The 25336-nt window shown below is 51.8% G+C and carries 22 protein-coding genes and 10 pseudogenes; 20 read left to right on the forward strand and 12 right to left on the reverse strand.

From position 1 onward, the window contains the following. Positions 1–155, forward strand: a pseudogene (locus tag B4968_RS23280) (IS3 family transposase); the annotation flags it as partial. A gap of 154 nt (positions 156–309) precedes the next feature. Here the strand turns inward: B4968_RS23280 and B4968_RS20275 are convergent. Further along, a pseudogene (locus tag B4968_RS20275) lies at positions 310–642 on the reverse strand (transposase); the annotation flags it as partial. 87 nt (positions 643–729) lie between these two features. Here B4968_RS20275 and B4968_RS20280 point away from each other — a divergent pair. Beyond that, positions 730–1227 (forward strand): annotated as a pseudogene (locus B4968_RS20280) (IS5 family transposase); the annotation flags it as partial. Positions 1228–1422: 195 nt separating this feature from the next. Here B4968_RS20280 and B4968_RS20285 read toward each other — a convergent pair. Beyond that, positions 1423–2499 (reverse strand): hypothetical protein, encoded by a 1077-nt coding sequence (locus B4968_RS20285; RefSeq protein WP_083101085.1) that lies wholly within the window; start codon positions 2497–2499, stop codon positions 1423–1425. After that, a complete protein-coding gene (locus tag B4968_RS20290; protein WP_083101086.1) occupies positions 2496–4760 on the reverse strand; it encodes a glycosyltransferase family protein in 2265 nt (754 codons plus the stop codon). Before B4968_RS20290 ends, B4968_RS20285 begins: the two co-directional genes overlap by 4 nt. Before the next feature lie 270 nt (positions 4761–5030). On the opposite strand from B4968_RS20290, the gene B4968_RS20295 reads away from it, so the two are divergent. Both B4968_RS20295 and B4968_RS23285 read left to right on the forward strand, forming a co-directional pair. Further along, the gene (locus B4968_RS20295; protein WP_083101114.1) at positions 5031–6170 is read left to right on the forward strand and encodes an IS30 family transposase; all 1140 of its coding nucleotides are present in this window, start codon (positions 5031–5033) and stop codon (positions 6168–6170) included. 63 nt (positions 6171–6233) lie between these two features. Next, positions 6234–6341, forward strand: a pseudogene (locus B4968_RS23285) (transposase); the annotation flags it as partial. A gap of 16 nt (positions 6342–6357) precedes the next feature. Here the strand turns inward: B4968_RS23285 and B4968_RS24885 are convergent. Beyond that, positions 6358–6612 (reverse strand): annotated as a pseudogene (locus B4968_RS24885) (transposase); the annotation flags it as partial. Continuing rightward, positions 6596–6754, reverse strand: a pseudogene (locus B4968_RS23590) (IS110 family transposase); the annotation flags it as partial. The pseudogenes B4968_RS24885 and B4968_RS23590, both read right to left, overlap by 17 nt. Before the next feature lie 472 nt (positions 6755–7226). Between B4968_RS23590 and B4968_RS20310 the strand changes: the two are divergent. The 3 genes and pseudogenes from B4968_RS20310 to B4968_RS20315 form a co-directional block, all read left to right on the forward strand. Then, a pseudogene (locus tag B4968_RS20310) lies at positions 7227–7585 on the forward strand (integrase core domain-containing protein); the annotation flags it as partial. Positions 7586–7685: 100 nt separating this feature from the next. Then, on the forward strand, positions 7686–8147 hold the full coding sequence (locus B4968_RS23290; RefSeq protein ID WP_139792938.1) for a hypothetical protein: 462 nt from the start codon (positions 7686–7688) through the stop codon (positions 8145–8147). Beyond that, positions 8107–8541: a Stf0 family sulfotransferase gene (locus B4968_RS20315; RefSeq protein ID WP_161492628.1), complete on the forward strand. Its 435-nt coding sequence runs from the start codon at positions 8107–8109 to the stop codon at positions 8539–8541. Before B4968_RS23290 ends, B4968_RS20315 begins: the two co-directional genes overlap by 41 nt. Positions 8542–8605: 64 nt before the next feature. On the opposite strand, the pseudogene B4968_RS20320 reads toward B4968_RS20315, so the two are convergent. Further along, positions 8606–9534 (reverse strand): annotated as a pseudogene (locus tag B4968_RS20320) (IS481 family transposase); the annotation flags it as partial. An 867-nt stretch (positions 9535–10401) separates the two neighbouring features. Further along, positions 10402–11532, reverse strand: a pseudogene (locus B4968_RS20325) (IS3 family transposase). Between the two features lie 64 nt (positions 11533–11596). Here B4968_RS20325 and B4968_RS20330 point away from each other — a divergent pair. The 5 genes and pseudogenes from B4968_RS20330 to B4968_RS20350 all read left to right on the forward strand — a co-directional run. Continuing rightward, a pseudogene (locus B4968_RS20330) lies at positions 11597–12112 on the forward strand (transposase); the annotation flags it as partial. 545 nt (positions 12113–12657) lie between these two features. Next, entirely contained in the window at positions 12658–13296 is a 639-nt protein-coding gene (locus B4968_RS20335) for a hypothetical protein (protein ID WP_139792939.1), read from the forward strand. 118 nt (positions 13297–13414) lie between these two features. Then, positions 13415–13651: a hypothetical protein gene (locus B4968_RS20340; RefSeq protein WP_083101091.1), complete on the forward strand. Its 237-nt coding sequence runs from the start codon at positions 13415–13417 to the stop codon at positions 13649–13651. Next, positions 13651–14256, forward strand: a complete 606-nt coding sequence (locus B4968_RS20345; protein WP_083101092.1) for a phage integrase central domain-containing protein — start codon at positions 13651–13653, stop codon at positions 14254–14256. The genes B4968_RS20340 and B4968_RS20345 overlap by 1 nt, the downstream gene beginning before the upstream one ends. Beyond that, entirely contained in the window at positions 14237–14746 is a 510-nt protein-coding gene (locus tag B4968_RS20350; protein WP_241525886.1) for a tyrosine-type recombinase/integrase, read from the forward strand. Before B4968_RS20345 ends, B4968_RS20350 begins: the two co-directional genes overlap by 20 nt. A 563-nt stretch (positions 14747–15309) precedes the next feature. Here the strand turns inward: B4968_RS20350 and B4968_RS20360 are convergent. Genes B4968_RS20360 through B4968_RS20370 form a run of 3 tightly spaced genes read right to left on the reverse strand, consistent with a single transcriptional unit; the run spans position 15310 to position 17137 of the window. Next, on the reverse strand, positions 15310–15873 hold the full coding sequence (locus B4968_RS20360) for a hypothetical protein (protein ID WP_083101095.1): 564 nt from the start codon (positions 15871–15873) through the stop codon (positions 15310–15312). Then, the gene (locus tag B4968_RS20365; RefSeq protein ID WP_083101096.1) at positions 15873–16487 is read right to left on the reverse strand and encodes a hypothetical protein; all 615 of its coding nucleotides are present in this window, start codon (positions 16485–16487) and stop codon (positions 15873–15875) included. The genes B4968_RS20360 and B4968_RS20365 overlap by 1 nt, the downstream gene beginning before the upstream one ends. Next, positions 16487–17137, reverse strand: coding sequence for a DNA-binding transcriptional response regulator (locus B4968_RS20370; RefSeq protein WP_083101097.1), 651 nt, complete (start codon positions 17135–17137; stop codon positions 16487–16489). The genes B4968_RS20365 and B4968_RS20370 overlap by 1 nt, the downstream gene beginning before the upstream one ends. Before the next feature lie 365 nt (positions 17138–17502). Between B4968_RS20370 and B4968_RS20375 the strand changes: the two genes are divergently transcribed. The 7 genes from B4968_RS20375 (at position 17503) to B4968_RS20405 (ending at position 23470) form a co-directional block, all read left to right on the forward strand. Continuing rightward, on the forward strand, positions 17503–18447 hold the full coding sequence (locus tag B4968_RS20375) for a hypothetical protein (protein ID WP_083101098.1): 945 nt from the start codon (positions 17503–17505) through the stop codon (positions 18445–18447). A 180-nt stretch (positions 18448–18627) separates the two neighbouring features. Next, the gene (locus B4968_RS20380; RefSeq protein ID WP_083101099.1) at positions 18628–19833 is read left to right on the forward strand and encodes a tyrosine-type recombinase/integrase; all 1206 of its coding nucleotides are present in this window, start codon (positions 18628–18630) and stop codon (positions 19831–19833) included. Then, positions 19787–20518, forward strand: a complete 732-nt coding sequence (locus B4968_RS20385; RefSeq protein ID WP_083101100.1) for a hypothetical protein — start codon at positions 19787–19789, stop codon at positions 20516–20518. Before B4968_RS20380 ends, B4968_RS20385 begins: the two co-directional genes overlap by 47 nt. 114 nt (positions 20519–20632) lie before the next feature. Then, positions 20633–20857, forward strand: coding sequence for a helix-turn-helix transcriptional regulator (locus B4968_RS20390; protein ID WP_083101101.1), 225 nt, complete (start codon positions 20633–20635; stop codon positions 20855–20857). 47 nt (positions 20858–20904) lie between these two features. Next, on the forward strand, positions 20905–21603 hold the full coding sequence (locus B4968_RS23295) for a hypothetical protein (protein WP_139792940.1): 699 nt from the start codon (positions 20905–20907) through the stop codon (positions 21601–21603). A 58-nt stretch (positions 21604–21661) separates the two neighbouring features. Then, the gene (locus tag B4968_RS20400; protein ID WP_083101103.1) at positions 21662–22099 is read left to right on the forward strand and encodes a bifunctional DNA primase/polymerase; all 438 of its coding nucleotides are present in this window, start codon (positions 21662–21664) and stop codon (positions 22097–22099) included. A gap of 144 nt (positions 22100–22243) precedes the next feature. Then, entirely contained in the window at positions 22244–23470 is a 1227-nt protein-coding gene (locus tag B4968_RS20405; protein ID WP_083101104.1) for an AAA family ATPase, read from the forward strand. A gap of 397 nt (positions 23471–23867) precedes the next feature. On the opposite strand, the gene B4968_RS20410 is transcribed toward B4968_RS20405, so the two are convergent. Beyond that, on the reverse strand, positions 23868–24098 hold the full coding sequence (locus B4968_RS20410; RefSeq protein ID WP_083101105.1) for a hypothetical protein: 231 nt from the start codon (positions 24096–24098) through the stop codon (positions 23868–23870). A gap of 290 nt (positions 24099–24388) precedes the next feature. After that, entirely contained in the window at positions 24389–24769 is a 381-nt protein-coding gene (locus tag B4968_RS20415; protein WP_083101106.1) for a GIY-YIG nuclease family protein, read from the reverse strand. Between the two features lie 313 nt (positions 24770–25082). On the opposite strand from B4968_RS20415, the gene B4968_RS20420 reads away from it, so the two are divergent. Beyond that, positions 25083–25289: a hypothetical protein gene (locus B4968_RS20420; protein WP_083101107.1), complete on the forward strand. Its 207-nt coding sequence runs from the start codon at positions 25083–25085 to the stop codon at positions 25287–25289. Positions 25290–25336 lie beyond the last annotated feature (47 nt).

Below are 25336 nucleotides of genomic sequence, written 5' to 3' on the forward strand. Positions count from 1 at the left end.
CTTGGCGCAACATGCAGGATCTGGAAATGGCCACCCTCGGCTGGGTCGATTGGTTCAACAACCGGCGTTTGCTTGGCCCCATCGGAAACATCCCGCCAGCAGAGGCTGAACAGAACTACTATGCACAGCACGACGCGCTCGATAGGGTCGCGTGAAATGAAGCTATAGGTCTCCGGTGAAACCGGGGCGATTCATGGTTCTTCTTTCTCATCGTCCACTCCTCGGTGGTTACGATGAGCCAGAAACTCTCTCTTATCAAATCTCCCTATTTGGACCCATAAGCGCTGACGTCAGATACGTCTGTCATGCTTTTTTGAGAAGGCGCAGTTCGAGCGCCTGCTCCGCAACCACTTCTTTGAGATCCCTTGCCTCGCGGCGCAGCTCCTTGACCTCATCAGTTTTCGCAGCTCGTGCCGTATCGCCCGCCAGCCGCTTCTTTCCTGCCTCCAAGAAGTCCTTAGACCATTTGTAGTAAATCCCTTGGGAAATCCCCTCGCGGCGGTACAGCTCTGCAATGCTGTCTTCGCCACGCAGGCCATCCAGGACGATCCTGATCTTCTCCTCAGAGGAATACTGTTTACGCGTGGCGCGTTTGATGTCTTTGACGGTATTCTCGCCAGGGCTCTTGGTTGTCTTTCTCACCGTCCACTCCTCGGTGGCCTATGATGAGCAACAAACCCTCTCTTCGCAAATATCCCCATTTGGCCCCATAGGTGCTGACGTCAGACAATTGGCATCGATGAGGAAACCTTGGAAATACGTGCCGTTGAGGTCACGAATAGTAGTAGCGGTGACGCACCCATGTTACCTGACCTACTCGAGCTGATTCCGCCGGACCAATAGATTGGCAGTGTCACCGGGGACGGGGCTTATGACACGCGCAAATGTCACGACGCGATCGCAGCCCGTAATGCCCACGCTGTCATTCCACCGCGAAAGAATGCGAAGCTATGGAAACGTAACACGCCCGGAGCCAGAGCACGAAATGAAGCGGGTCGGTCCTCAAATTACCATGGGCGCGCATTTTGGCGGCAAGTCACCGGGTATCACCGCCGAAGCCGCGTCGAAATGAATATTCATTGTATAAAACTACTCGACCAATCACTGATGGCGAGCGCCTTTGAAAGGCTGGTCGCGGAAATCCAATTTCGTATCGCAGTCCTCAACTGCTACACGACTCTTGGCAAACCTCTCACTGAGCTAGTAGGCAAAGCCCGTCTGGGGTAAGGGGAAGCTCCACCATCAGATGATTTGTGCTACAAAGCCGATTCACACGACCAATGCTATTGAAGCGCTGAAGCCGAAATATAAGATTTTCGTAAATATACGCAGCTCCCCGTTATTCGAAAGAAGGCCAAACTATTCCACAGCGTTTCGAATGCTCGGTTAGCTGAATTCAATGATGTCAATCTCCAATGGATTTCAGACAGGAGTGAACCCTTTTTCTCCTTTTCCCTCTGCCATTAGATCGGTCTCAGCCAAGAGCCAATTGTATAATGATCCAATTCCTGTTTTCAAGGGATCGGCAAAGGAATCCTGGAGATCCTTGCGTTCTCTATAGAGCTCGCGAACATCCTTGGGAACTTTTATATCATTGTCAAAAGCGCCATAGTACCACCAGCCTTTCGGAATCTCTGGAGAGGTTTTCGATAAAACCTGCTGACGATACCACCACCAAAGCTCGTAGATCTCCGTGTTGTCCTGCGCATATCGTTGCGTCATCGTATCCCCAACTGGGCCGAGCTTGGTGAAATGATAAAACCGTAATAGTTTTCCGTTGATCCGGGCCGCCCCGTTTTCATCATAGCGCATGTCTCGCTGGCTGAGGTTCCAGCTGGCCACATTGAAGCCTGGATCACGCAACACTTTGACGTTGTCAAAGAAGCAGGGCACCAAGTTACACCATTTCTGGTCCACGAATACGCCGATGTCCAACCGGTCGTGACACCAATCACAAAGACGGTCATCCCACCATTGGGCAAATCGCTTGCCTTCTTCATCGTTGGCCATCGCAACGAAACCCAGATTGAAAACACCGTAATTCAGAGAAGCAATCTCATTATCCTGAATGGCCCATTTGTCATTTCGTGGTTCTGGGTCAGCCTGATGAGGCGTCAGTACGATCGAGAAGTCGTCCAGCAGTTCGATCACCGGGTCCATGTTATTGACCACAGCAATATCCGGGTCAAAATAAAAGAGCTTTTCGCAGTCTCGCTCCTTTAGCAAGCGCACGGAAGCGCGTCCTTTCACAGCTGTACAGGCCTCAACGACATCATGGCCGAATAGCCAGGCATCAGTTTTGTCTCCAAAAAGATCGTCGGCCGTAAGGACTCCGTCGAAATCCTCCTCGGAGAGATCAAAAACGAACCCCTCTGGCTTTTTATCCGTCAGCACCGCCCAAATTACCCAGTCAGGGTGTTGCGCCCGCAGGGTTTTGGAAAGAACCCGAGCCCGGTTCAGATAACTGTAGGAGAAGCTGGTGAATGCGTGAATTGTCATTTGTCGCTCGTCTTGTTTAAAAAGTCGAAACTCATTGCGCTCACTGAGCGACTAACCATCGTTTTCTTACGTTCAGTACGCAACTTTTCCACCATATTCTTGGCTCGCCCATCAGTAAGAAAGTCCACTAGGTCGTCTTCTCCAGCCAACACGCGACCACGCCCGAGTTTTTCGACTGTCGCGGCCACGTTTCCACTATTCGGGTTGGTGAGTACAAAAGCGCCCCCGGCCAACGCTTCAAATGTTGAGAGGGAAAAGGTCTCGGGACAGGTCGCCCAATGCAGGACAATGTCGGTCTTCTCGTCTGCAACAGCATCAATCATGGCGGAGGGATTATCCGATGTCACGCTAACGGGGACATGCCTTACAAGCGCCGAGGGGGGGGGGTTAGTGCCTAGGTAAACAAAATCAAAGTTTTGGTCATCCTTGAAACTTTTCAACAAGTGATCGAAGACGTTCCAACCCTTGTGGCGTGCTGGGTATCCCAAAAATGCAATCGTGATCTTGTCGGCGTCTTTTGGTGTTGCGCCCTCCCGAGCAATCCAATCGAGAGACACGTGCTGGTGCACATCAAGCTTACCAGCCTTGGCACCAAACCGCGCCCCCCAAAGGTCTGCACAGAACTCTGAGGGGCTTAGAACATGAACATCCAAACGTTCAAAAAATGACTGCAATCTCTTTTGATGCTGCACTCTTTCTTCGCCGTAAAAACACAGGGTGCAGGCGTTGGATTCCACCGGTGGCGCACCGCAGAACGTAACGTCGTTGCGTTGTAAGGCATAGCTCGGACAAACAGAGAAAAAGTCGTGGGTCCAGAAGTGGCATTGATTTTTCCCCGTGGCGAGAACCAAATCGGTAACTTGCTCCGGGTGATGCCCAAGCAGGTGATGAACTACGACATGGATGTCTGGCAGTTTTTCTGCCAACATTTCCGTCGCCAGAATCAATTGGCTCATGCGGGCAGCCCCCAGCATATCCCGACCAAGGATCAAATTGACTGCGACATCCGGGTCCTCTGCGGCGTGCGCGAGCCTCGGTAGGGGCTGATATGGATGCAGATTAAGATAAATCACCCCGTTTTCGGCCGAGAGCTCTTCTTCCCGCTGTATGCAATACTGGATTCCACCGGCAATTTCCCGATAGTTGTCATGACCAACAGATAGCAGGAGTTTTTTGTTGTGTTGACGACCAACCGCCTTCAAGATTGTTCTAGAGATATTTTTCGCATCAAGCCATCTTTTCGGCGTTTCCCCACTGTGCCATTGCGCGACAATGTCTTCAAGAGGTAGTTGTGTTATCAATTTTTCCGCGACAAACCCACCAGGATGGCGTGGATTTCTGCCTTCGGCACGGCCACCAATAACATAATGCCAAAACGGATTTATCCCGGATGCTTTAATGTCGGGATTCGCTTCAAGGTAATAGTCAACCGAGAAGTTAGAATTTGGATCACGCCCTTCCTTCCACCCAGAAAGAACAAAATGCATGAGCGGATCAACCCCCGCCTGTTTGATATCTGGGTATTTACTCAGGTAGAAGACCGTGTCGAATTCATCATTGATCGTATTCATCTCGTAAACGAGTTTCTCTTCTGAAATATGAGCTAATTCAGAAAACTCCTCAGTATTTAACTGCTCTTCAGCGCCCCCTCCTGGCACCGCTTCCGGAGGAAGCGCCCCTCGACCTTCGTCCCTTCCGGCCACCACATAATGCCAAAACGGGTTGATACCCTTGTCCGAAACATCCTTGTTCTCTTCCAGATAGAATGTTGTCGAGAAATCAGGGTGAGGATCACGCCCTTCTCTCCAACCCTGCATCAGATAGTGCGTCAGCGGATCAAGACCCGCATCGGCAACATCACTGTTCGCGGCTAGGTAAAAATTAGCGTCAAAAAACGGCTCTATGGCCGCCGCCTCATAGCATGGTTCAAGGTCATATATTGCGCTTCCAGGCTGAGATGCTTTGCCTTCTTGGCGGCCAATTGTTACGTAATGCCAGAGTGGGTTGTTTCCAGATTTTGCAATATCTGGGTTGTTTTCAAGGTAATACGACGTTGAGAAATGAGGCGATGGATCCCGGCCTTCATACCACCCGTGCAAAAAGTAGTGCAGCAATGGATCTATTCCGGCCATCCTAACGTCAGGATATTTCTCCAGATAAAATACTTTATCAAACGCTTCGTTAATCGCCTCGGTGTCCTGGATCGTCAATTGATCTGGGTGGGAGGCAATAGGTGTATTAGAGAATTCAAAATTGGGCATGAAAAATATCTCGACGCTGAAAGCTTCACTCCCTGTTTTTAACGACTCATTAGGAGAAGGTCCACTTAGATATTTCCCACAAGCCCAGATTTTTTTCGCAGCAGGCCATCTATGTTTCATAGGCCACCGAAGTGTCCAGGAGAGCCCTGACGGTCAAAGGACCGGTAGGCTCTGAGCATCAGCATGAGCCTCCCCCCAAAGAATTATTAGTGATGGATTCAGCCGGTCAGTGCAACACAGTTTAGAACTTTGGATTTAAGGACTGTGTTGATGACCAAGCCGCACCCGATGGATGAACAAAAGAAATCAGTTATTTGGCGCGAGTGGGAACGTGGAACGCCAATGGCAAATATTGCACGCGTCATCGACAAGCCACCTGCCACCGTTTTCTCATATCTCCAGTATCATGGTGGCATCAGGCCCCGCCATCGTTTTAGATGTGCGCAGGCGTTAAGCTTGGAAGAACGTGAAGAGATTTCGCGCGGCATTTCTCATGGACATAGCCTTCGATTTATCGCCAATGTTTTAGGCCGTAGCCCGTCTACTGTAAGCCGTGAGGTCCACAAAAACGGTGGACGGAAGAGATATCGTGCTCTCATTGCAGACACATCTGCTTGGCGGCGCGGGCGACGACCAAAGCCGTTCTTACTGAGCCAAAACGCAGCGCTGAAGGATCTCGTTGACGCCAAGCTTCGTGCAGACTGGTCCCCTGAACAGATCGCAGGATGGCTCAAACTCACCTACTCAGGCACCGAAGGAATGTATGTGTCGCATGAGACGATTTATAAAAGTCTGTTTGTGCAAACGCGCGGACTGTTCCACAAAGAGTTACGCAACCATCTCAGAAGTAAGCGTAAATTCCGACATGCCAAAGATCACAAGCCAGGATCAGGACAACAAATTGTCGAAGGCGTATCCATCCGGGACAGACCTGCTGCTGTCGAGGATCGCGCGGTTCCAGGCCATTGGGAGGGCGATCTCATTTGTGGGTCGAAGAACAGCTACATCGCCACGGTCGTTGAGCGTCAGACCCGATTTACGATCTTGGTGAAAGTTGACGGCAAAAAGACTGATGTCGTTGTGCCCGCTTTGGCCCGTCACATGACTGAATTACCCAGCCAGTTGAAGCAAAGCCTTACCTGGGATCGAGGAACGGAATTAGCCTCGCATCAGAAGTTCACGGTCGCCACAGATATCGATGTCTACTTCTGCGACCCAAGCAGCCCATGGCAACGCGGAACAAATGAAAATACCAACGGTTTGCTGCGCCAATACTTTCCGAAAGGGTCCTGTCTTTCCAGCTACTCTCAGGAACAGTTGGACGAGATCGCAAACCATCTTAACAACCGGCCGCGGAAAACCTTGGGATTCCTGACGCCAGCGCATAGGCTAGAGCAGGTGTTGCACTGACCGGCTGAATCCATCGTGCTCAAAAGTAGAATTTTCTCAACAGTATATCTGAGGAGATTTTTGATGAAGACCGCTCGATTTAGAGACGCCCAGATTATGTCTATCCTGAAGCAGACAGAAGGCGGCGTGCCGGTGTCTGAGCTTTGCAATGAGTACGGGATGAGCAGCGCGCTTGCTCACCTTCCAAAAAATCGCCCTCCAGCGTCAGCTGGCCAATATTCGCATGTAGCGATTTGACGTCGACCTCAGCTTACTTCGACGCCTTGGGTTTGTCGTCGAAAACGTCCGTCAAGCCTTCGAGAAGCAGATCTTTCCACTGCTTGATTTGGTTCGGATGAACGTCGAACTGCGTGGCCAGCTCGCCCATCACCTTGTCGCCCTTCAATGCCGCCAGTGCAACCTTCGCCTTAAATGCTGGGCTGTGGTTCCATGGCGACCACACACCGGGGTTGTTGGGCGAGAAAGTTGAGGAACTTGGCTCGATTTACTTTCTTTCGAAAAGCAACAGAACCATCGGCGTGGGCGCCGTGTAGCTGAAACACGTTCTTTGCCAGGTCGACGCCAATAATGCTAACTTCCGTCATGGATGCTCCCTCCTTCGTAGTGATATTCTTCGAAACATCACTTTGGCACATTGCGATGCCGTTCAAACGGGGGGATCCACGCCATCACTAACTTTCAAATTGGACCACTCAGGTGGGGCAGCTCAAGGGCATTCCACCATGCGGTAAGGTGCTTGACAGCTAACGCCCCATTACGAAAGGTTTCTATTGCCAAGACTGTGACTTGCCCCACGCTAGGCATGGACTGAGACCGTCGCGCCGCTTCGGCTTCTTTGGCGGGACGCTTCATCTTCTGATCCAGCGCCGTAATCTGAACATTGAGACATTAGATCTGTGCGAGATATACATGGGGGAGTTCTCGAACACCATCTGAAAGCCTACGGTCTCGTTTTAAACTGCGTCGGCCAGACGTTTGACGTGAATAGCTCCCTTCGGCGCAACGACGCCGTACTCTGCAAGATGGCCACGCAGTGCGTTGATCGTCTGGGTTCGCTGGCCGATGAACGTCATGCGGGATCAGTCTGCGGATGGCAGCACGTTCCGGACGCTAACCGTGCTGGATAATTTCAATCGTGATGGGTTTGGCACTGAAGTGGACTTTTCTATGCCTGCGCTGTGCGTCATCGTAGCCTTAACAAGATCATTGAATGGCTCCTTGTGCCGCAGCAGAATGCCTACATCGAACGTTACAATCGCTCGGTTCGCCACGAATGGCTGGATCAGAGCAACATTGAAACGGTAGAGGGGGCACAAGACAAGACGACACGATGGCTCTGGACTTACAACAACAACAGACCCAACATGGCACTCGGTCGGATCACACCCGTTATGAAATTGAAAATAGCCGCGTAGATCTACAGGCGGATCCTACTAAAAATGGGGCGGCGGTATCGCCTCTATCTTTTACAATCAAAGTATGACATTGATCATACCCAAAATAAAGTGATCCCTTATGAATAAAAATGATGTGAGCAACCTACTTAGAAATTCTTTTGGCCTAAGCAATGGGGTCGACTTATCCGTGGAGCGGATTTCTGAAATAAGGAAAGCAACACAAGGGGTTTTGCCGTATTTTGTAGCCTTTACGGCACGTTCTGGAAGCACGTTCCTAACGCATGAGATAAGTGCGACTGAAATCCTCTCCACACCTCATGAATGGTTTAACTGGGGGAATTTTGATGAAAACTCCCCCAAAGGAATGGCAGCGTTTGAGGATTATATCGGAAATTTGATTCAAAAAAACGCATCCAAAAATGGAGTTTTTGGTTGTGAGATTAACTGGCTGCAGTACATTGCCTTGAAGTCAATTGTGGAGCCGGAACAGTTGTTTACTGATAGGATCAGATTGGATATTTCTAAGGAGGCGGAATGTTGTGGCGCAAGCTGTTTCAAATTTCTTAGCAGACCGCACTAAGCTATTTCATAGTTACCAAATTAAAGTAGATGGAGCGGATCTAGCTCAATCCATTCCTTATGATGGCGAATCTCTAAAATCATATATCCGAAACTTCATAACTCAAGAAAATAACTTCTTGAGTTACTTTCTTGAAAAAAACATTGCTCCAATAAATTTATTCTATGAGGATATTGTGGCAAGACCACAAGAGGCAGTGCTATTACTTGCAAATGTTCTAGGTGTGAAATTGCCAGAAAATTACCTAGATGAGATCCCTGAGAATCCAATTAAAAAACTCGGAGGAAAAAGTAACGTCGCCCTGGAGGAAAAATTTAGAATGAACGAAGGTGAATTCATACAGGAACAATTCGAAAGGCGTGGGAAAATCCTAGAACATTCTCAAACAATCTGAACAAAGTAAGGTATGGGGGATACGAAAAGGCACCTCCTGGCATCACACCATACCTTGCATATTTGTCATATCCCGTGAGGTAGTATGGTCGTTTCTTGAACATCTCTGGTTTGATTTTGCGCCAGTCCTTCATCGCGTTCAAGGGCGTTTTTCTGTCCAGAACTGATTGGGGAAGCTGCTGGTTGTAGAGCCATGCGTATCGGTGCAGCGTTGCCTCCAACTCCTCCCCTGATCGGAAGTGATGGCTTTGCAGTACCTCTTCTATTCGTCCATTGAAGCGTTCGACCATGCCATTGGTTTGGGGTGATTTAGGTGGCGTCAGGCGGTGCTCGATGTCGAGAGCGGTAAAGAGCGTATCGAACTCGTGCGCGCCCGTTGCAGCCCGCTTGCGCCGACCAAAATGCCGATCAGTGAACTCCTTGCCGTTATCCGTAAGGATCGTGCGGATACGCAGGGGGCAAGCACGCCCAAGATCACGCAAAAAACGTCGCGCATTAGCCGCTGTTTTTGCATTGAAGACGCGGATAAAGGCCCACCACGTCGCCCTGTCGATGGCCGCGAAGAGGTAACGGCGCTTGGTTTCATCCTGCATCTGAGGCAGATATTTGACGTCTATGTGGATATAGCCCGGCTCGTAAGCCTTGAAGGCGCTGTGCTTGGGGCGGGGTTCTTTGGCCTTCATGTCACGCAGGTTGCCGAACCCGTGCCCACGCAGACAACGGTCGAGCCCGGAGCGCGACACATGCGTTCTAAGAAACTCGCGCACCACAACACAGCCAGTAGATCGTCCAGAGAAACCAGAAGCGTCTTGCGCAACGCTACTGCGACCGCCTCCTGCGCCGGTGTCAGTGTTGTTTGGAGGCGGTGCTGTGTATGGCTGCGGTCTTCAACCCCATCTCGCTTGCGCCACTTCCATACCGTCTGCTCGGTCGTACCGTGGCGTTCAGCCAGTACACACGCGCGTTCATCGCTCGCCTAGATCGCCGCGCGCACCTTTGGGGTCGTCGTCGCTTAGTTATGCAGTCTGATTTGCATCGCTCTCTCCATCCCGAACAGCCTCAAGAACAGACCGTACCATGAAAAGCGCAGATCGACGAGGGGCTATGTAATCATCCGGGATGGAACACATATTTTCATATCATTCTCTAAATGATACCACTCGCACTAAGTCGTCTAAGAAGCAACGCGCTTTTTTTCATATATTCTGTCTTGGACTGCTCCCAATCGGGCGCAGGCATTGATGAAGTATCAGACTGTTCGGAGTCAATTTGCCATAAGGTCTTTGCTACACTAGACCATGTCGCTTTCCGTTCTTTGGTTTCGGATTTCCATGATGTATACATATATTTCCTCATAAAATTACTTGGTCGGGAGCATTTCAAATATTACCATAAAGAATAATTCTCGGAATACTCTGCTAATCTCCCTATTTTTAGTTCTATTCGCCTATAGAGCTACGCGGCCGTTTTCAGCTTTATAGCGGGTGTGACCCCGCCGGGTGCCATGTTGGATCTGTTGTTGCTACAAGTCCAGAGCTATCGTGTTGTGAGGGGCTTAATTTCCAACATTTTCTATGTGGACTTTCCGATCGGTTATTCCGCAGCCAGGATTGGTTCGGCTACTCCGTATTAGTTGAGCAGGTTCTGGCGTATATTGGGCTACTCGTTGCATCTACTAATCGGGGCTGTTTCATTTCGTTTCCAACAGACCACGGCGGGTGGTCGCTTGTGATTGTAGAATCCCACCTATTTCCTGATCCCGGCCCTGGCCTCCTATCCAGTCTCCCAGCGGTGCAGGTAGACTGTCAGCTCCTCGAGTAAGTGGACTTGCCACGCAAAAATTCCGGTCTCTCAGCTCATGTTAGGCAGCCCGTCTCTCGAAAGCCAAGGGACTTTTCCCGCCAAGGGATGAATGCCGTCTTCGCGGGTTGTAGAACCCATTGATGTATTGGAATATTGCTCCTTCTGCTTGTCTGCGGGTCGCCCATTTCTGACGCCAGATCAGTTCGGCTTTCAGAGATTTGAAGAAGGTCTCGACCATTGAATTGTCATAACAATTTCCCTTGCCGCTCATTGAGACCAGAAATCCATGCTGCTTCAGACTTTTCTGATAATCACCTGAACAGTATTGAGAGCCACGATCCGTATGATGGATACAGCCTTTGGGTGGCTTTCGCAGCCCTACTGCCATGTCCAATGCCTTGATGGCCAGGTCCCGCTTCATCCGGTTACTGACCGCCCAGCCAATGACCCGGCGGGAGTAAAGATCGATGATCACTGCCAAATACAGCCATCCCTCGCTCGTCCAGATGTAGGAAATGTCCCCAGCCCATTTTTGGCTTGGGCCATCAGCAGAGAAGTCCTGATCAAGAAAGTTGGGGGCGACATTGAAGGCGTGATTGCTGTCAGTCGTGACTTTGTGTTTACGGGTTCGAATAACCTTGATCGCGTTCTCACGCATCAAACCGGCCTACCCGGCGGTGCCCGACAACAAGACCGAGATCGCGCAGTTCCTCCGTCATGCGAGGTCGGCCGTAGCTTTGCAGGCTAAGGCGGTGTTGTTCTCTGATATGGGCCAACAGCACCATGTCATCTCGCTGGCTTCGGCTGATAGGGCGGATCTTCCAGGCGCGAAACCCACGGGAAGTTACCCGCAAAACGCGGCATAGAAACTCAATGGGCCAGATCTTCTTCCAGGTGTCGATAAAGGCAAACCTCACGCCTTTTGGCCTGCGAAGAAGATCGTCGCCTTCTTTAACACTTCCCTCTCCTCGCGGAGTAGCCGGTTCTCTTTGCGAAGGCGGGCGTTCTCCTTCTCCACATCCTCATGCGGGCCGGACATCAGGTCATCATTCTGATGGTGTTGAACCCACTTGTTCAGTGTCGAAACACCAACCCCTAAATCAGACGCGATCTGAGGTCGCGTCAGTCCACTGCTTGTTGCAATGCGAACCGCATCACGTCTGAACTCGTCGCTGTATCTTGGTGCCAATTTTTGTCTCCTTCATTGCGAATATCGCTCGAAAGAGACCGAAACTAAATCGGGACAAGTCCACTATCTCAGCACGATCCTGGATGATTACAGCCGCTACATCATCTCGTGGAAGCTTTGCACCAATATGAGGGCTAAGGATGTCACGGATACCTTAGACCTGGCTTTGCAGACTTCCGGCTGCGACCAGGTTCACGTCGTTAACAAGCCGCGTCTGCTGAGCGACAACGGGTCAAGCTGCGTCTCTGGCGATCTGGCGGAATGGTTGCGGGACAAAGGAATGAAGCACAGCAGGGGCGCACCTTATCATCCCCAGAAACAGGGTAAAATTGAGAGGTGGCATCAGACTTTGAAAAACCGCATCCTGCTGGAAAACTACTTCCTGCCCGGCGATCTCGAAGCCCAGATCGAAGCCTTTGTCGATTACTACAACCAGCAACGCTATCACGAGAGCCTGGGCAACGTCACACCCGCAGATGTCTACTTCGGGCGTGACAAAGCCATTCTGGAACAAAGGAAAAGGATCAAACAAAAGACGCTCGAAACGCGACGCTTGGATCACAGCCAACGCGCCGCATAATCAAACCAACCAGATGAGCCAAACTCTCTCTTAGTTGAGGCCGCCTGTGGTTCCAAAAACTCTGACGACGGACACATGCCCCCACCTGCCTGATCTACATACGGCAATAGGGGCACCCTCCACTCCGCGTGTCAATCTTCCGCTCCCAATGCGAGAGGACGCAGAAATTCTTACAATATTAATTTCCGCTCCCCTTTTCCGCCTCGAAGCTCCTTGGTTAGTTTGCATGGCGTCACGTCCATCCACCTCCGTTTGCCTAGAACAAAAACACTACCGCTGTCCGCACGGTGTACATGCCCATCAAAAAGCACCCTAAGGATGCAAGCGCACTGATAACTTCAAAGGCTTGGAAAAACATGCCCCACTTCTCCCAACGGCGGGATTTTTCAATCACTTCGACGTATGGATGCTCATGGATATGCTGTCGCGCCCATATCGACGAAATGATGAGTAGTTGGTGAGGTAGGCTATCTGTTTGACTTCACCTATCTGACTCCTAATCACTTAGTATTGGCAGCTTCTAACGGAGCTGATATCCGAAAGATATGAAACTTGCTCAATTCCTTGCCCTAATGTCCCGAATGCTAGGCGCAGAAGAGAAAACAATCAGAATGATTGTACGGTACTTGCGTGAAGCGGGTCTCTTCACAACTGGTGCGCGGGGGGTCAATGCGCCTGACATTACCGCCCTAGATGCAGCCCGAGTATTCATTGCCTACATGGCATCGCAGTCTCCAAGCAAAGCGGTCAAAGACGTGCTTTTTTTTGGAGCGCTCAAACCCGACATTCGTGCAAGTCATACTGACTTTACCTCCGAACTAGGGCTGAATCCGAACCAACCCTTTGAGCGGCTCATTGCTGACATTCTTGAAAACAAAATTGGCTATACCAAGCTCAGCTACATGGGTTCGATCAGGCTGTCAGAAAGCGGAGATGCGTGGCTCGAATGTGAGTATATCTCGCAAGAGTTCCACCACCGTGAACAGTGGATGAAGATGTGCGACGCTATTGCCAACAGAGATACAGATGAAGGCAAGCAGCGTCGGCTCCAGGGGAAAACGGCACTGGATGAAATGGAAGCCATCCAAAGGTCGTCTAGCACCAAAGTTCAAAGGTCAGCCGAATATGATATCGGGGATCTGTTGGAAATTGGACACGAATTACTCGGCTGGGAGGTTGAATGATGGCTAGGTTAATGACCCTCGCAGAAGCCGCAGCAGAAACGGCGGGCGTGATCTGGCGGCAATGAATACCTGTCGCCGTTGAACATGACTGTTTTGGATAGGCCAGAGGGCAGTGACGATGACTAACGCAAATCTGAATATCAGTGTAGTGGAAAAGCGTATGTTGAAACAGGCAGAGGCCGCTTCTTACACCGGGCTGTCCTCAAAACACTTCAAGCTTAGCTGCCCAGTTCAGCCAATTGAAATGCGTCCTGGAACGGTACTGTGGGACAAACGAGATCTGGATTCATGGATCGATTCCATGAAAAACGGTGCCGAATTGACAACCCAAGCTGCAATTTTGGACAGGCTCTAATGACACATATTCGGGTGAAGGGCTTCAAAGTTTTCAAAGACAGGCACGGCAAACCGCGCTGTTACCATCGGAAAACCGGCCTCAAGATCGACCTGCAGAAGGCCCCTTTCGGGTCCGCTGAGTTCTTTGTTGAATGCGCCCGTATAACCGCACTTGGAGAAGCCCAGAAGGCTCAGGAACCGAAGCCAGGAACTTTGGGAGGGCTGTTCAGAGTGTATTTTGAGGAGGAGCATTTTCAAAACCTCTCAAGCGCTTTGAAGCGGGAATACAAGATGTGCGCTGATATCCTGCACTCGATACGAGACACACCTGTTCACGCAATCACGACGCCCTTGGTGGCGGGAATTCACGATAAGATCTCAAAGACAAAGAGCTGGGATAAGGCCAACAGAGTCAGGAACTTTCTGTCGCAGGTGTTTAAATTCTGCGTTCCGAAGGGGTTGATCGAGAAGAATTTCGCAAAAGACGTGATCCCAAAGCCTCGCCCTAAAGGAATGGCCTATCCGAATCGGCCTTGGCAGCCGAACGAGGTTCACATTGTCTTGGATCGCGCTGCCCCTGCCAATGCGGGCCGCGTTGGCAGTCATGCTTTGCACTGGCCTTGATCCAACCGATGCAATCTCGTTGACCCGAGATCAAATCGAAGGCGACACGATTTACAAAGACCGGAACAAAACACAGAGCGGCGCTGCAATTCCATTGGGGCCGACGCTCAGGGCCGAACTGGACCGTGCTCCGTCACATAATGCCATTACGGTACTTGCCAGCAGCAAGGGCACACCGTGGAGCTATGACGGGCTGTCGTCATCTTGGCATCGCTTCAAGAAGAAGCTTGAAACAGAGAATCTGGTTGGCGTCGGGCTGACGATGAAAGGTCTACGCCACACCATGGCGACAACGCTGCGGGAAGCTGGCCTCGACGAAAGAGACATTTCCGACCTATTAGCCCAAAAATCGCCTGCCATGGGACTGCACTATTCCCGCAACGCCAACCTCGCGAAGAAGAACGCGGGCACAATCAATATTTGGGAAAAGGAAGTCGAACGAAACAGAGAAGTTGTCAAACCCTTCAAGAATACCGTCAAACCTCAATAGGATCTCAAAAATGAGAAACGAAAATATAAATGAATTCAGATACTTAAGTGGTGCCCGGGGGCGGAATCGAACCACCGACACGAGGATTTTCAATTAGCCTTGTTGTCCGCGCACGCTGTTGCAGGTTTGCTCAACTCGTATCGTAGCTGATTGAAAACCTTGCCGTTTGCGCATGGCAGATTGTCTCGACCTGTCTCATGCCGGCGCATTCAAGCCCACCGCTTCTGCTACCCCAGCGATACCCAAGCACAGTGATTAATACGTGCTAAGCGGCTCTCGCTCAGGTCCTTGTTGTAGCAGCTTTGCTGCCCGTATTGGAGCGCCTAGGTACGGGACCTCGTCGCTCATTAATCTCTCGAACGGGCCAAGGCCAATGCCGCTAGACATCGCCAAAGAGCCCAAAACCAACGTGTCAAAGTCCAACAATGCAGAGGGACGCGGCATACGCTGCCAATGATAGCTGTCCTTCATTGCGGATTGGATTGAATCAAACGACTGCTTGCGATTGTTTCAACACTGCGAAAGACGAAGGGGTGGTCAAGATCGAACTTGCTTTCCGTTGGCTAAATAACCTTCTGCGCCATTCGCATATAGCTATCAATGGATAGGCCTGTCACACCCACTTGGAAGCCCGCACGACGATCCAAAGCCCGCCTGTACGGAAACTCTATGCTCGATTCAATGAACAGCGCATCGCCCAAACACTCAGCTTGATAAAGCGCAAACAATTGACTTGTCGTCGTCCGCGCAGAGTTTTCCAAGGGGCGCGCAAGGCGTTCTTCTCCATCGCCCAAACGCTTTTGGCTTCTGACGCCATCGATGAGGTCACTATGATCTGCTAGTGACGAAACGGCTTTTGGTCCTCCTGACAATGCGAGGAGTACAGCGCCATGAATTAGCCCAAGTTCAAGAAAACCGTTCCCAGCTTTTTGGAGAAGATGACGGGCATTGTCGGCGTCTTCGAGAAGCAGCGCAATCGATGCGGCATCACGGTACGCAGTCGCTGCAATCGCTTGATGTTCATAACCCTTTTGCCTGAACTCGTTATGGACCTCAGCGCGACCTACAAGAAATTTTAGCCGGTTGCGTAGCCTATCGGGTTCGACCCCAAAATCCTCGTCATGCATCAGAAAAGCTCCCTAATGTTGCTGAGGACATCCGGCTCAACATACTTGGGATTCGACCACGTGTGCTGCGGCCCCCAATGGCCATGACTAGGGTCCCACCATTCAACCCGCTCAATTTGATTAGACGGTATGTGAACCTTGGCCGTTATCTCGCCTTCTAGCTGGTAGGGTGACCATCTTTGATAGATATTCAGGTCTCTTACAGCCTCAGCAACATTGCTGACCTCAACTGCGGGATAGTTGCTCGTCGCCACCCAGCAAAAAAATAGTGCCCCCGGCCTCGTCCAATCGTCTGTGGCAAACTGCAAGGCTGTGTCGATGGCAGAGTAAGCAAAATTCCGTTGAAGGATGGTATTTCGTTCAACGGAACCACTAGCCAAAGAGATAAACGGGGTTTCATCACCAAAATTCTCGTAATCGTGCAAATGGCGATCCAGATTTTGCCGTGTCAGTACATCCGCGATCATGGGAGGAGTTATTTGATGCTCCTTTCTCCACCAATTGGACATGATGCCATGATCCTGATCAATGATTTCCTGCGCTTTTGACTGTGTAAGACCGCTTGAGCCAGAAGTGTCGCCGACTATCCCTTTTACGCATTTTTGGATATACATCAGCCCCTACGTCTTTCTGTCGCATCGAGTATCAAATTGAACAGTTCATCTGGTCGTGTAGTTAGCCCGAACGCGCCCCGAGGGGTATCGCGCTGCGCACCTACATAGAAAATGACAAAAGGATTTGAGATGGAGGACAGGATCTCTGGAAGCAGCTTAGTCCCAGCTTCGCCATCGTTTACGCGTCCCATGTCAGAGATCACAATATCATAGACTGCGCCCGCCATTTGCCTTCGCGCTTCTTCATCAGATTTAGCAAGATCAATCAGAACGCCAAGTTTTCGCAGAACGCCGATTTCGGGAATGTTGTTAGTGGGGTTATCATCGATCCACAAAATTCGTGAAGACCTGAGCAGGGGCCCAATAGTTTTCATTCGTCGGACCAATTGATCCTGAAGACCTGCGGGTAGAGTGATATTCCTCGCTTCTGCGACCTCCTGTATCTCCCCCGATAGCTCTAACTCAACTCCTGCAAACCCTAGCTTTGTCGCCCGGGAAAAAGCGGTCCTAATGGTTCGTGGCCCGACGATAAAGAAAATGAAAGCAAAGAAAAGCGCCCACAAAAGGTGTGGTGTGTACGGCAGCAAGTCAGACCAGTGAAACCCACTCTCAGGGCTTGAAAACGAAATCCGAATATCCAAAAACTTCATACCTCGCCAGTGAGTTGGTTGTCGCCGCTAACTCCCTAAGTGGGTGCGCCAATACAATAAATTTACACCGACGTTTGTAGCAGGAACCGTGGAAATACCCAAGTCGTTTTGATTTGGGAGAACTTAAACTTCGGAAGACCACGACCAATTGAAACTTCCATCCTGCATCAGATCAGCAATAGTCATCGGTACAGTCATCATAGCTGTCCCCAGTCAGTTCACAAAATGTCTTCAGTGCCCCTTGGAGCGAGAAATATTGATGTTCGCTGCGGTGGCTACAGAACGTCCGCGATGTTAGGAAAGCATATAGGGCACCAGCGCTGTATATGAGATGTCTGTAGCGTGCGAGGGAGATACAGAGACCGATGTATGAACTAATTGTACAGGAACTGGTTGAACCGGGCAGCATGCAGCGCTTTCTCGGCGAACGAACCAGCTGCCGATATTGCGGCGCGACAGGTTCAGCTGTTTTTGGAAAGCGACGGAACGCCCATGCGCTTCCGGCCGCGCTTGGAAATCGGACACTTTTCTCACTTGATGAATGCAGGGCTTGCAACGATAAATTTTCTATCTACGAGGACGCTTTGTGTAAGGCGGTCGGCCCATTCCTGACCCTTGGCGGTGTGCGGGGCCGCTCTGGTGTTCGTAAAACCGGAAAGACCGGATCAAAGTCGACGGTGCGCCACACCATGCTTGAAGGGAAGCGGCAACTCAGCATCGCGTCTGAAGGCGATGCTGAACTAATGGGTGGCGACCAGACGAAGGGCCTGCTCAGCCTGACAATGCCGGTCGATGGCGACAAGTTCGTTCCTCGTTATGCATATAAGGCCTTGACGAAGGTCGGTTTGTCGATGTTGCCTGCCGAGGAGTTGCCCAACTTCCAAAGAGCGATTGCTAGCTTGGATGATCTGGATACCGAGCCGCATCCCGGGCCTTTGCAGATTGGATTCTCCTATGCCTTTGTGGGCAACGCGCCACCTGCACTGGCCGTAACCCTGCTGCGGCGAAAGGATTTTAGTGCGCAGCTGCCATATATGATTTTTTTGCTGATGGCGGGATCCGTATGTTTCCAAATTTGGCTCCGATCTGACAACCGAGATGCAGATGTGCCGGAGGTGGGCAGGCTTGGCATTCGGTTCAATGCGCAGCTTCCAAAGCCCGAAGGGGGCTATTTTCCGATCAATTATTGTGATCCGCTCCAATTCGACTGGTCGGACTTAACGCCAAGATTACAGCCATTCCAGGCCTTCGAGTTGGCATTCAATGCGCAAACGACCGAGGGCAGTATCACGCCGATTCCTAGGGTGTGACCTGCTAGACGTACCCCGCCGATGCAGGCATTGAGCCTTATGCAGCGAAAAGCTGCTCGCAGAGCAGCTATCTTTGGCATCGGCGGTTCTCAATGGCAATGCTTCAATCAGACTCAAATCGTTTTACCCCGTCTAGGATTGTCCCTGACGAGGCAATGCTCAGTCTCTTATCATGGACCTATGATACAGAAACTCACCACTAAGTTCATCGAGACCAGAAAGCCAAACCCAGCCAAGCGGGAAGATTACCGTGACACGGTGGTTCCCGGTTTGGTCCTTCGTGTGAACAAGTCCGGCACCAAGACATTCAGCTTTCACAAGCGCATAAACGGGAAAATGAAGCGACTGACCATCGGCCAGTTTGGGCCGTTTTCCCTTAACGATGCCCGGGAACGAGCGAGGCAAGTCCTTTATGAAGTGGAAACAGGTAAGTTCGAACAGAACACCGGCATAGAGGTCGAAACGAAACCGACGCTGGGCGACGTGATCCCAGACTACATTGAGAAGCATGCCAAAGTTCACAACCGCGACCACGAGCGCAAAGAAGCTCAGTTGGCTAAGTTTACCACCCTGCACGAAAAACGGATCGACGAGATCAAACGCGCAGATGTGGTGAAAGCATGCGACATAATTCAGAAATCTGCGCCAATCGGCGTGAACCGTGCATTGGCCCATCTCAAGCATCTGATGAGCTGGAGTGTCGAGCGCGGCATTATCGACGCTTCCCCCATTGCTGGAATGAAACCTCCGTCGAAAGAAAAGCCTCGTGAGCGCGTGCTATCGGACGATGAGCTAGGCGTGCTGTGGGAGGCCTGTGATGACGAAGGCTACCCATTCGGGGATTGCATGAAGCTGTTGATCCTAAGTGGCCAGAGGCGCGCCGAAGTCGCCGAGATGCGCTGGTCTGAACTCGACCTCGAAAAGCGGCTGTGGACACTCCCGTCCCAGCGCGCCAAGAATGGCAGGCAGCACACCATACCTCTCACCGACGCAATGCTGGACGTGCTGCGCAGGGTGCCGAAGTTTCTCGGTTCGGATCTCGTGTTTACTACGAAAGGGACCACGCCGATTTCTGGATTTGGCCGGTTAAAAAGGCGTCTCGATAAATCGCTTCCCAAGGATGCCGAACCTTGGACACCCCATGACCTGCGCCGCACGATGTCCACCAACATGGCCCAACTCGGCGTGCCACAACCCGTGACCGAAGCGTTGCTAAACCACAAGACGGGTGTGGTCTCAGGCGTGGCAGCAATCTACAATGTCTATTCATATGCGGAAGAGAAACGCGAGGCATTGGACAAGTGGAATGAGCGTATCGAAGAAGTCACAAAGACCAAGAATGATCCGCAATCTGCTGGATATAGTGTCGCCAGATCGCTGGGTTGATTGCGCCGAATACAAGTATCCTTCGGGTGGCAATCCGTGGACAGAGCTATACACCGAACAAGTTTGCCAAGACATCGCCGCCAAAGTCGGAATTTCCGACCAAGACACCATTCAACGCCTTCGGTTTCAGTTGGCTGCCACGGCAGAGTATTTAACAGTTACGTTGGGCTTCGTGGGCGGAGCCGCAACCCCGGCCCAAAAATACATCTGGGCTGACAAATTGGACATCTCTCTACGACGAGTCGTCGGCCATCTTGATGAGGCGACTGATCACGTGGCCACGGTTTCAATCAAGGACGGTGAGGGCAACACGAGGGTTTATCCTGCATTTGAGATGCACAGGCGTGCGGAACTTACGCGCAACGCGATATCAGATTTACGCCAACTCTTGGGAGCCGTCGAAAAATCAACAGAGAAGATCGAGGGAGGCACAAACCACGCCCAAACGTTGCAGCTTGTTGTTGATGCCATGACCGAGGTCTTTATCGACATTGTCGGAATTGAGCACGTCAAGAGAACTGCCTTCAGAGAAGACATCGACGGTTTATTCCCTGATTTTATACGTGAAGCATCAAAGCCGTTTCTGGCCGTCCAATATCCCAAGTCAACCGCCTCGCAGCGAAGCGTTGAGAAGCTCAACACGCAAATACAAGAGGCTGTCGCACGCTACTCGCATCGTGATTGAACCAAACGCAAAAAAACGCCCCCGTTTCGTTCATTGAATTGAAATGAAACGCTTTTCTACCTGTGTCACAGTCATCTCAGGAACCGGTTCCCTTAGTCATGAAAGGGATAGAAGATGACAGATGAAATACTTTCGAAAACATTAGCGACGCGCGACGACCTGAAGCGCATGGGTATAAAGGTCTCCAACGTTACCTTGCTTCGCTGGGAAGCGCGCGGTCGATTTCCGCGAAGATGCCGCCCCGGCGGCACCACAGTTGCATGGTTCATGTCGGAGATTCAGGCGTGGTTGGCCGAGCGTGACACGGAACGTGCCCGAACACATTACGCTGAATACTAACCTGCGCTCAGCCGACAATCATCACAAAATCTTAAAGGAGTCGTCTCATGGACGAAATGCGATCAACGCAGCCTGCAGTGCTGCTTTCCGAAACTGAATTCAAAGTCAAAACTGACGGATACGGGTGGAAGAAATCAATCCACAAGGGATGGATTCAACACTACTACCATCAGCATCCTGAACTATATGGGTGGCCAGTCGAGGCCGAAATCTTCCTACAAAAGGTAGGTGATTGTTCGCCCAGTAACCGCGTGCGAGTTTGTGCCGTATCACCTCATGGCGACATCGAGGCCGAGCACTTTCTAAGCCCTACTGAAGATATGACAATGGCAGATGTGTTGCTTGATTTGGCAACCCATACTGACCACAACGTGATGTTTGACCCGGTGCCTTGGAAACGAGGTGTGCGTTCAAATCGAACCAGATTGGGCTTCAAAACAATCGTAGGCGAGCATCCGTTCGACTACTTTCCATGTCCAACGATGTTTTGGGGGATTGGGGCCTCGGCGTATCAGTTTCTCGCCCCATTGCCCCGCGCAATGGAACTCCAGGAAATGGTTGAGATGCTGGATTGCGCGGGCCTGTCTCGCGCTCACCGGCTCGCAAACCCCAATGATGAGCTGCTCTATGTACCGGGCTCTCTGATACATCGCCCCGGTCTTCCCCCTTTCACAGCTGAAGTGTTGTTCGATGCCTTTTCCGAGGTGGAAGTCGAAAGCGATGATTGGCTTTGGACCAAATATTGAAATGTCGAGAGGGGTTCGAGCCCCTCTCACTCCCCCCAGAATGTCTTGAGGTGACTCCATGCGACGACAATATCGCGTGTCTAAATTGATGCGCTCCCAAACGATGCTATCCGCTGCTAAGGCGCAAATTGCGGCAGGTCGGAAAGTGATTTTAACATATGGCGTTCGTGAAGACGGGCGCTGTTCATGCAAGCGCGAGGGCTGCGCGTCTCCGGGCAAACACCCTTTGCCCAAGTTTTTCCCAAACGGCGTTCATAGCGCGACCGATGATATCGAAGCGGTTCAAAAAGCTCTGCGGCGGCACCCGGATGCAAATCTCGCAATAGCCCTTGAGGGATTAACGGTCGTCGATGTCGATGGAGATGAAGGGCGAAAAGCAGTTAAGCGCCTCGACCTCCCCGATACCGTCAAAGTCTTCACCGGACGCGGCTATCATCTCTACTACGAAGGTGAGATTTCTGATGTACGTTCAAGGGTGAAAAACTCGACGTTTTGACCGGTGGCAGCCGGATGGTGATGGTGCCGCCCAGCATGCATCCCATCGGCAAACGTTACAATCACTCGGCGCGGGCACCAAATCGCGCGGCCAGAGTGCCAAAGAACCTGAGCAGACTAAAATCCGAGAAGACCGGGCGACGACATGAAAAGACGCAATCGAGTTCATCTGATCTCGTCATCAAGAGTGGAGCCCGCAACGATTTCTTCTTCTACTTCCTGCTTCCTGCGTCGCCGGTTTGAGGACGAAGATGCGGTTGAGGCCATGCTGGAAGCGCTGAATGACGAATTCACCGAAACCCCCTTGTCAACGGGTGAACTGCATTCTGTGATCCAAAGCAGTGGAAACTACGTTGAGGACACCACAGCCCTGTTCGGCCCACCAAAGACAACCGAACCCTTGCCGATGGAGTTCCTGTATTATCCTTATATTCCGTATTTCGGCGTGACTCTCCTTGCGGGTAATCCCGGTATGGGTAAGTCGCTTTTGGTGACCAAACTGATCGCTGCGGTGACTACAGGGACGCCTTGGCCGCTCACGGACGAGTGTGCGCCGAAAGGCAAGGTCCTCATGCTGTCTGCTGAAGACAACTGGCAGAGGGTGACATTGCCGCGATTGCTAGAGAACAACGCGGACATCAACCAAATCCGGGTGATGAACCGCTTCAAAATTTTGTCGCCAGAGAACCTTGAGGCGATGGCGCGTTACATCGAGCAAGAGCGGCCCAAGCTGGTCGTGATCGACACGCTGACCGCCTACATGGGCAGTGGGCGAGATATGAACCGACAAAACGAAGTAGGCGAGTTTCTCGGGCGGTTGACCGAGATCGCGGAAGATGCCGGATGTGCAGTGTTGGCCATTGGCCACCTGAACAAGCAGTCGGCAGAACACCCGTTGTACCGGATCGTCGGCTCCATCGGCTTTGCTGCAAGTATCCGGTCTGCGCTTTTCTATGGGACGGACCCAACCGATCGGTCGCGCTTCGCGTTGGCGCACGGCAAGGCCAATGCGAGCGAACTCGGAAAGACCATAATTTTCGAGCGTTTCGGTGGAGGCCGCGACGGAACACCGGTCCTGCACCCGGTGGAATTCTCAGACGCGAATGAAGCTGAGGTTTGCAGGGTCGAGACAAATACGGTCGGTAGACCCGCGTCGGCGACTGATGCAGCGAGGGTTTTTATTCTCGAATTTCTTTCCGAAAAACCGGTCAGGTGGGAGAAGGTCGAAAGCGCTGTGACAGCCCGGAGCCTTGCATCTGCCGGTACTTTGAACGCCCTACGGGCTGAAATGGCAAAGTCCGGCGAGATCGAGCAAGTGGGCAAGGGAAAAAGTACGCGCTGGAAGCTCGGGCAGCCCAGCGCCGAGGACTGATCGTTATAATAATTCGTGTACAATAATTTTTATAACGAACGAGAGGCGGGCTCAGGTCCGTCTTTCGCTTTTCTGGGGGCTAGCGCGAAAAAGGGCTGCGGAGGGGCTAGGAGCTGAAAATCTCGGCAGTATGCATGACACCTTGTCCGTCCATAGGGCGCGCGCTGTTAAAAAAAACGCCTCCCCCCATCCTCCATTTGGTCGCCTTGCGATAGCGGTGCAGTTAGCGATGGGCTAGACGCCTCAGGGTGACACGAGGATCATGTATCAGTCTGTCGGGTTCGAGCCGGGGACAAATAACTGAGTCTTTTCATGCAGTCCGCATTGGCGATGTATTCCGGCATCGCTCGCTGGGTTCCACTCGGGTAACAAACGGGTTGGTTGGGCGCACTCATGTTCATTCTTGCACCCAGCCTTTGCGGTGAAAGTGGCGCAACACGATGGCGCGATTGTACAGCGGGAAGCCGATCCACAGGCCGTTGGCCGTGAGCAGCGAAAGGATTGCCCACAACCACATCCCCTTGAACAGGTAGTAGAGCGGGCCGAACAGTAGGCACCACAGGCGGTGCCAATTCCCCAAAATGGTTTTCGTTTGGTCGTTAAAGGTCCATGTCGCGCGTATGGTCATTGCCGATGTCCTCGCTGGCTGGTTGCAATGCCAGCGCAATAAGATCGGGGACCGTCGCCCGTCAGGGTAATTCCCGCGCGGAGGGGTGAGAACACAGGGTAAGACATGCTGGGGACAACCGAGGGGCGATACACTCAAAGCCGACGCTCTGCGCGGCGCACAGGGGCCAGCACTGGCCTTAGCGGCGCTCGTGTCGCAACATAACGATCAACTCGGTCATGAGGCCCTCTGGCTCAATGTAACGCCGCCGCGCGCGCCTTAGGCTCTCTGCCTTCGGGGTTATTTGCAGGTCACTCTGAGTTGCATACTGGCAGCCGTCCATGCACGCGAACGTATTCCCAGATCAGCCGCCGCTCGGCATAGGCGATGTAGGGGCGCAAGATTTCCGGCTTTGTGTCGATACCTTCCGGCAGGTGAACCGACACGAACAGATCGGATGCGTCGCCGTTGAACACACCGTGGAAGGTAACACCACCAGCATGTCCTTTCAGTCCGGTCATAGCTGACCTATTGAACGTGCGGATACGGTTGCGGATACCTTTCGCACCCCAAGTTCGCCCAATGTAGACAGTGTTGTCAGGCTTGCCGCGGGCAATGACGTAAACACCTGCGCGATCTGGCAGGGTTTTGCGCTCATCCCATGCGATAGGATTGGACAGTGAAAGTTCCAACAGACCCCGATCCGCGAGCGCCCTCGCAATTGACTGGTGATCGGGGTGTTAGAAAACCGCACGTACACGGTCCCTGCGCCTTTAGCCGGGGCCTGTTGTATAACACAGGCACCCCGACCATAGGGTCAAAGGTGTTCAGTCGATTTCTCGACCTAGTACGTGCGGGGTTTCTAAGCCCCAACATGGCCGCGTCTGCCATGTCGAGATCAGTGGTAGCAGCAATCTAAGAGAAGCTAAAGATGTTGTGGGGTTGTCCCTGACATGCAAGCGGTCTGCGTCTTATCGATCTGCATCAGAAATCTAGGAGATCGAAATGTCCGACATCATCACGCTTAAAGCCCTTTGCGAAGAACTCAAGATCGACCCACGCGAAGCTCGCGAACGTCTGCGCGCCGCCGCCAGTGACGCCAAGGCGAACCCCGAACTGGCGAAAGCCCGCAAGCCGCGTTCGCCTTGGCAATGGGTGAAGGGGTCTAAAGCTCTGCAAGAAGCTCAGAAGGTGCTCAGGTCTAACCCATAGCCACAAATCTGTTGAAAAGGCATGTGAACTTGCAGTTGATGCCTTCG

Source organism: Pseudophaeobacter leonis (assembly GCF_002087335.1).
In the GTDB taxonomy this organism is placed as follows: Bacteria; Pseudomonadota; Alphaproteobacteria; order Rhodobacterales; family Rhodobacteraceae; genus Pseudophaeobacter; species Pseudophaeobacter leonis.

Excerpts from the sequence above, each read along its gene's own strand:
- B4968_RS20285 (WP_083101085.1), bottom strand. The coding sequence starts at position 2,499 with ATGACAATTCACGCATTCACCAGCTTCTCCTACAGTTATCTGAACCGG.
- B4968_RS20290 (WP_083101086.1), bottom strand. The coding sequence starts at position 4,760 with ATGCCCAATTTTGAATTCTCTAATACACCTATTGCCTCCCACCCAGAT.
- B4968_RS20295 (WP_083101114.1), top strand. The coding sequence starts at position 5,031 with ATGACCAAGCCGCACCCGATGGATGAACAAAAGAAATCAGTTATTTGG.
- B4968_RS23290 (WP_139792938.1), top strand. The coding sequence starts at position 7,686 with ATGAATAAAAATGATGTGAGCAACCTACTTAGAAATTCTTTTGGCCTA.
- B4968_RS20335 (WP_139792939.1), top strand. The coding sequence starts at position 12,658 with ATGAAACTTGCTCAATTCCTTGCCCTAATGTCCCGAATGCTAGGCGCA.
- B4968_RS20340 (WP_083101091.1), top strand. The coding sequence starts at position 13,415 with ATGACTAACGCAAATCTGAATATCAGTGTAGTGGAAAAGCGTATGTTG.
- B4968_RS20345 (WP_083101092.1), top strand. The coding sequence starts at position 13,651 with ATGACACATATTCGGGTGAAGGGCTTCAAAGTTTTCAAAGACAGGCAC.
- B4968_RS20350 (WP_241525886.1), top strand. The coding sequence starts at position 14,237 with ATGCTTTGCACTGGCCTTGATCCAACCGATGCAATCTCGTTGACCCGA.
- B4968_RS20360 (WP_083101095.1), bottom strand. The coding sequence starts at position 15,873 with ATGCATGACGAGGATTTTGGGGTCGAACCCGATAGGCTACGCAACCGG.
- B4968_RS20365 (WP_083101096.1), bottom strand. The coding sequence starts at position 16,487 with ATGTATATCCAAAAATGCGTAAAAGGGATAGTCGGCGACACTTCTGGC.
- B4968_RS20370 (WP_083101097.1), bottom strand. The coding sequence starts at position 17,137 with ATGAAGTTTTTGGATATTCGGATTTCGTTTTCAAGCCCTGAGAGTGGG.
- B4968_RS20375 (WP_083101098.1), top strand. The coding sequence starts at position 17,503 with ATGTATGAACTAATTGTACAGGAACTGGTTGAACCGGGCAGCATGCAG.
- B4968_RS20380 (WP_083101099.1), top strand. The coding sequence starts at position 18,628 with ATGATACAGAAACTCACCACTAAGTTCATCGAGACCAGAAAGCCAAAC.
- B4968_RS20385 (WP_083101100.1), top strand. The coding sequence starts at position 19,787 with ATGATCCGCAATCTGCTGGATATAGTGTCGCCAGATCGCTGGGTTGAT.
- B4968_RS20390 (WP_083101101.1), top strand. The coding sequence starts at position 20,633 with ATGACAGATGAAATACTTTCGAAAACATTAGCGACGCGCGACGACCTG.
- B4968_RS23295 (WP_139792940.1), top strand. The coding sequence starts at position 20,905 with ATGGACGAAATGCGATCAACGCAGCCTGCAGTGCTGCTTTCCGAAACT.
- B4968_RS20400 (WP_083101103.1), top strand. The coding sequence starts at position 21,662 with ATGCGACGACAATATCGCGTGTCTAAATTGATGCGCTCCCAAACGATG.
- B4968_RS20405 (WP_083101104.1), top strand. The coding sequence starts at position 22,244 with ATGAAAAGACGCAATCGAGTTCATCTGATCTCGTCATCAAGAGTGGAG.
- B4968_RS20410 (WP_083101105.1), bottom strand. The coding sequence starts at position 24,098 with ATGACCATACGCGCGACATGGACCTTTAACGACCAAACGAAAACCATT.
- B4968_RS20420 (WP_083101107.1), top strand. The coding sequence starts at position 25,083 with ATGTCCGACATCATCACGCTTAAAGCCCTTTGCGAAGAACTCAAGATC.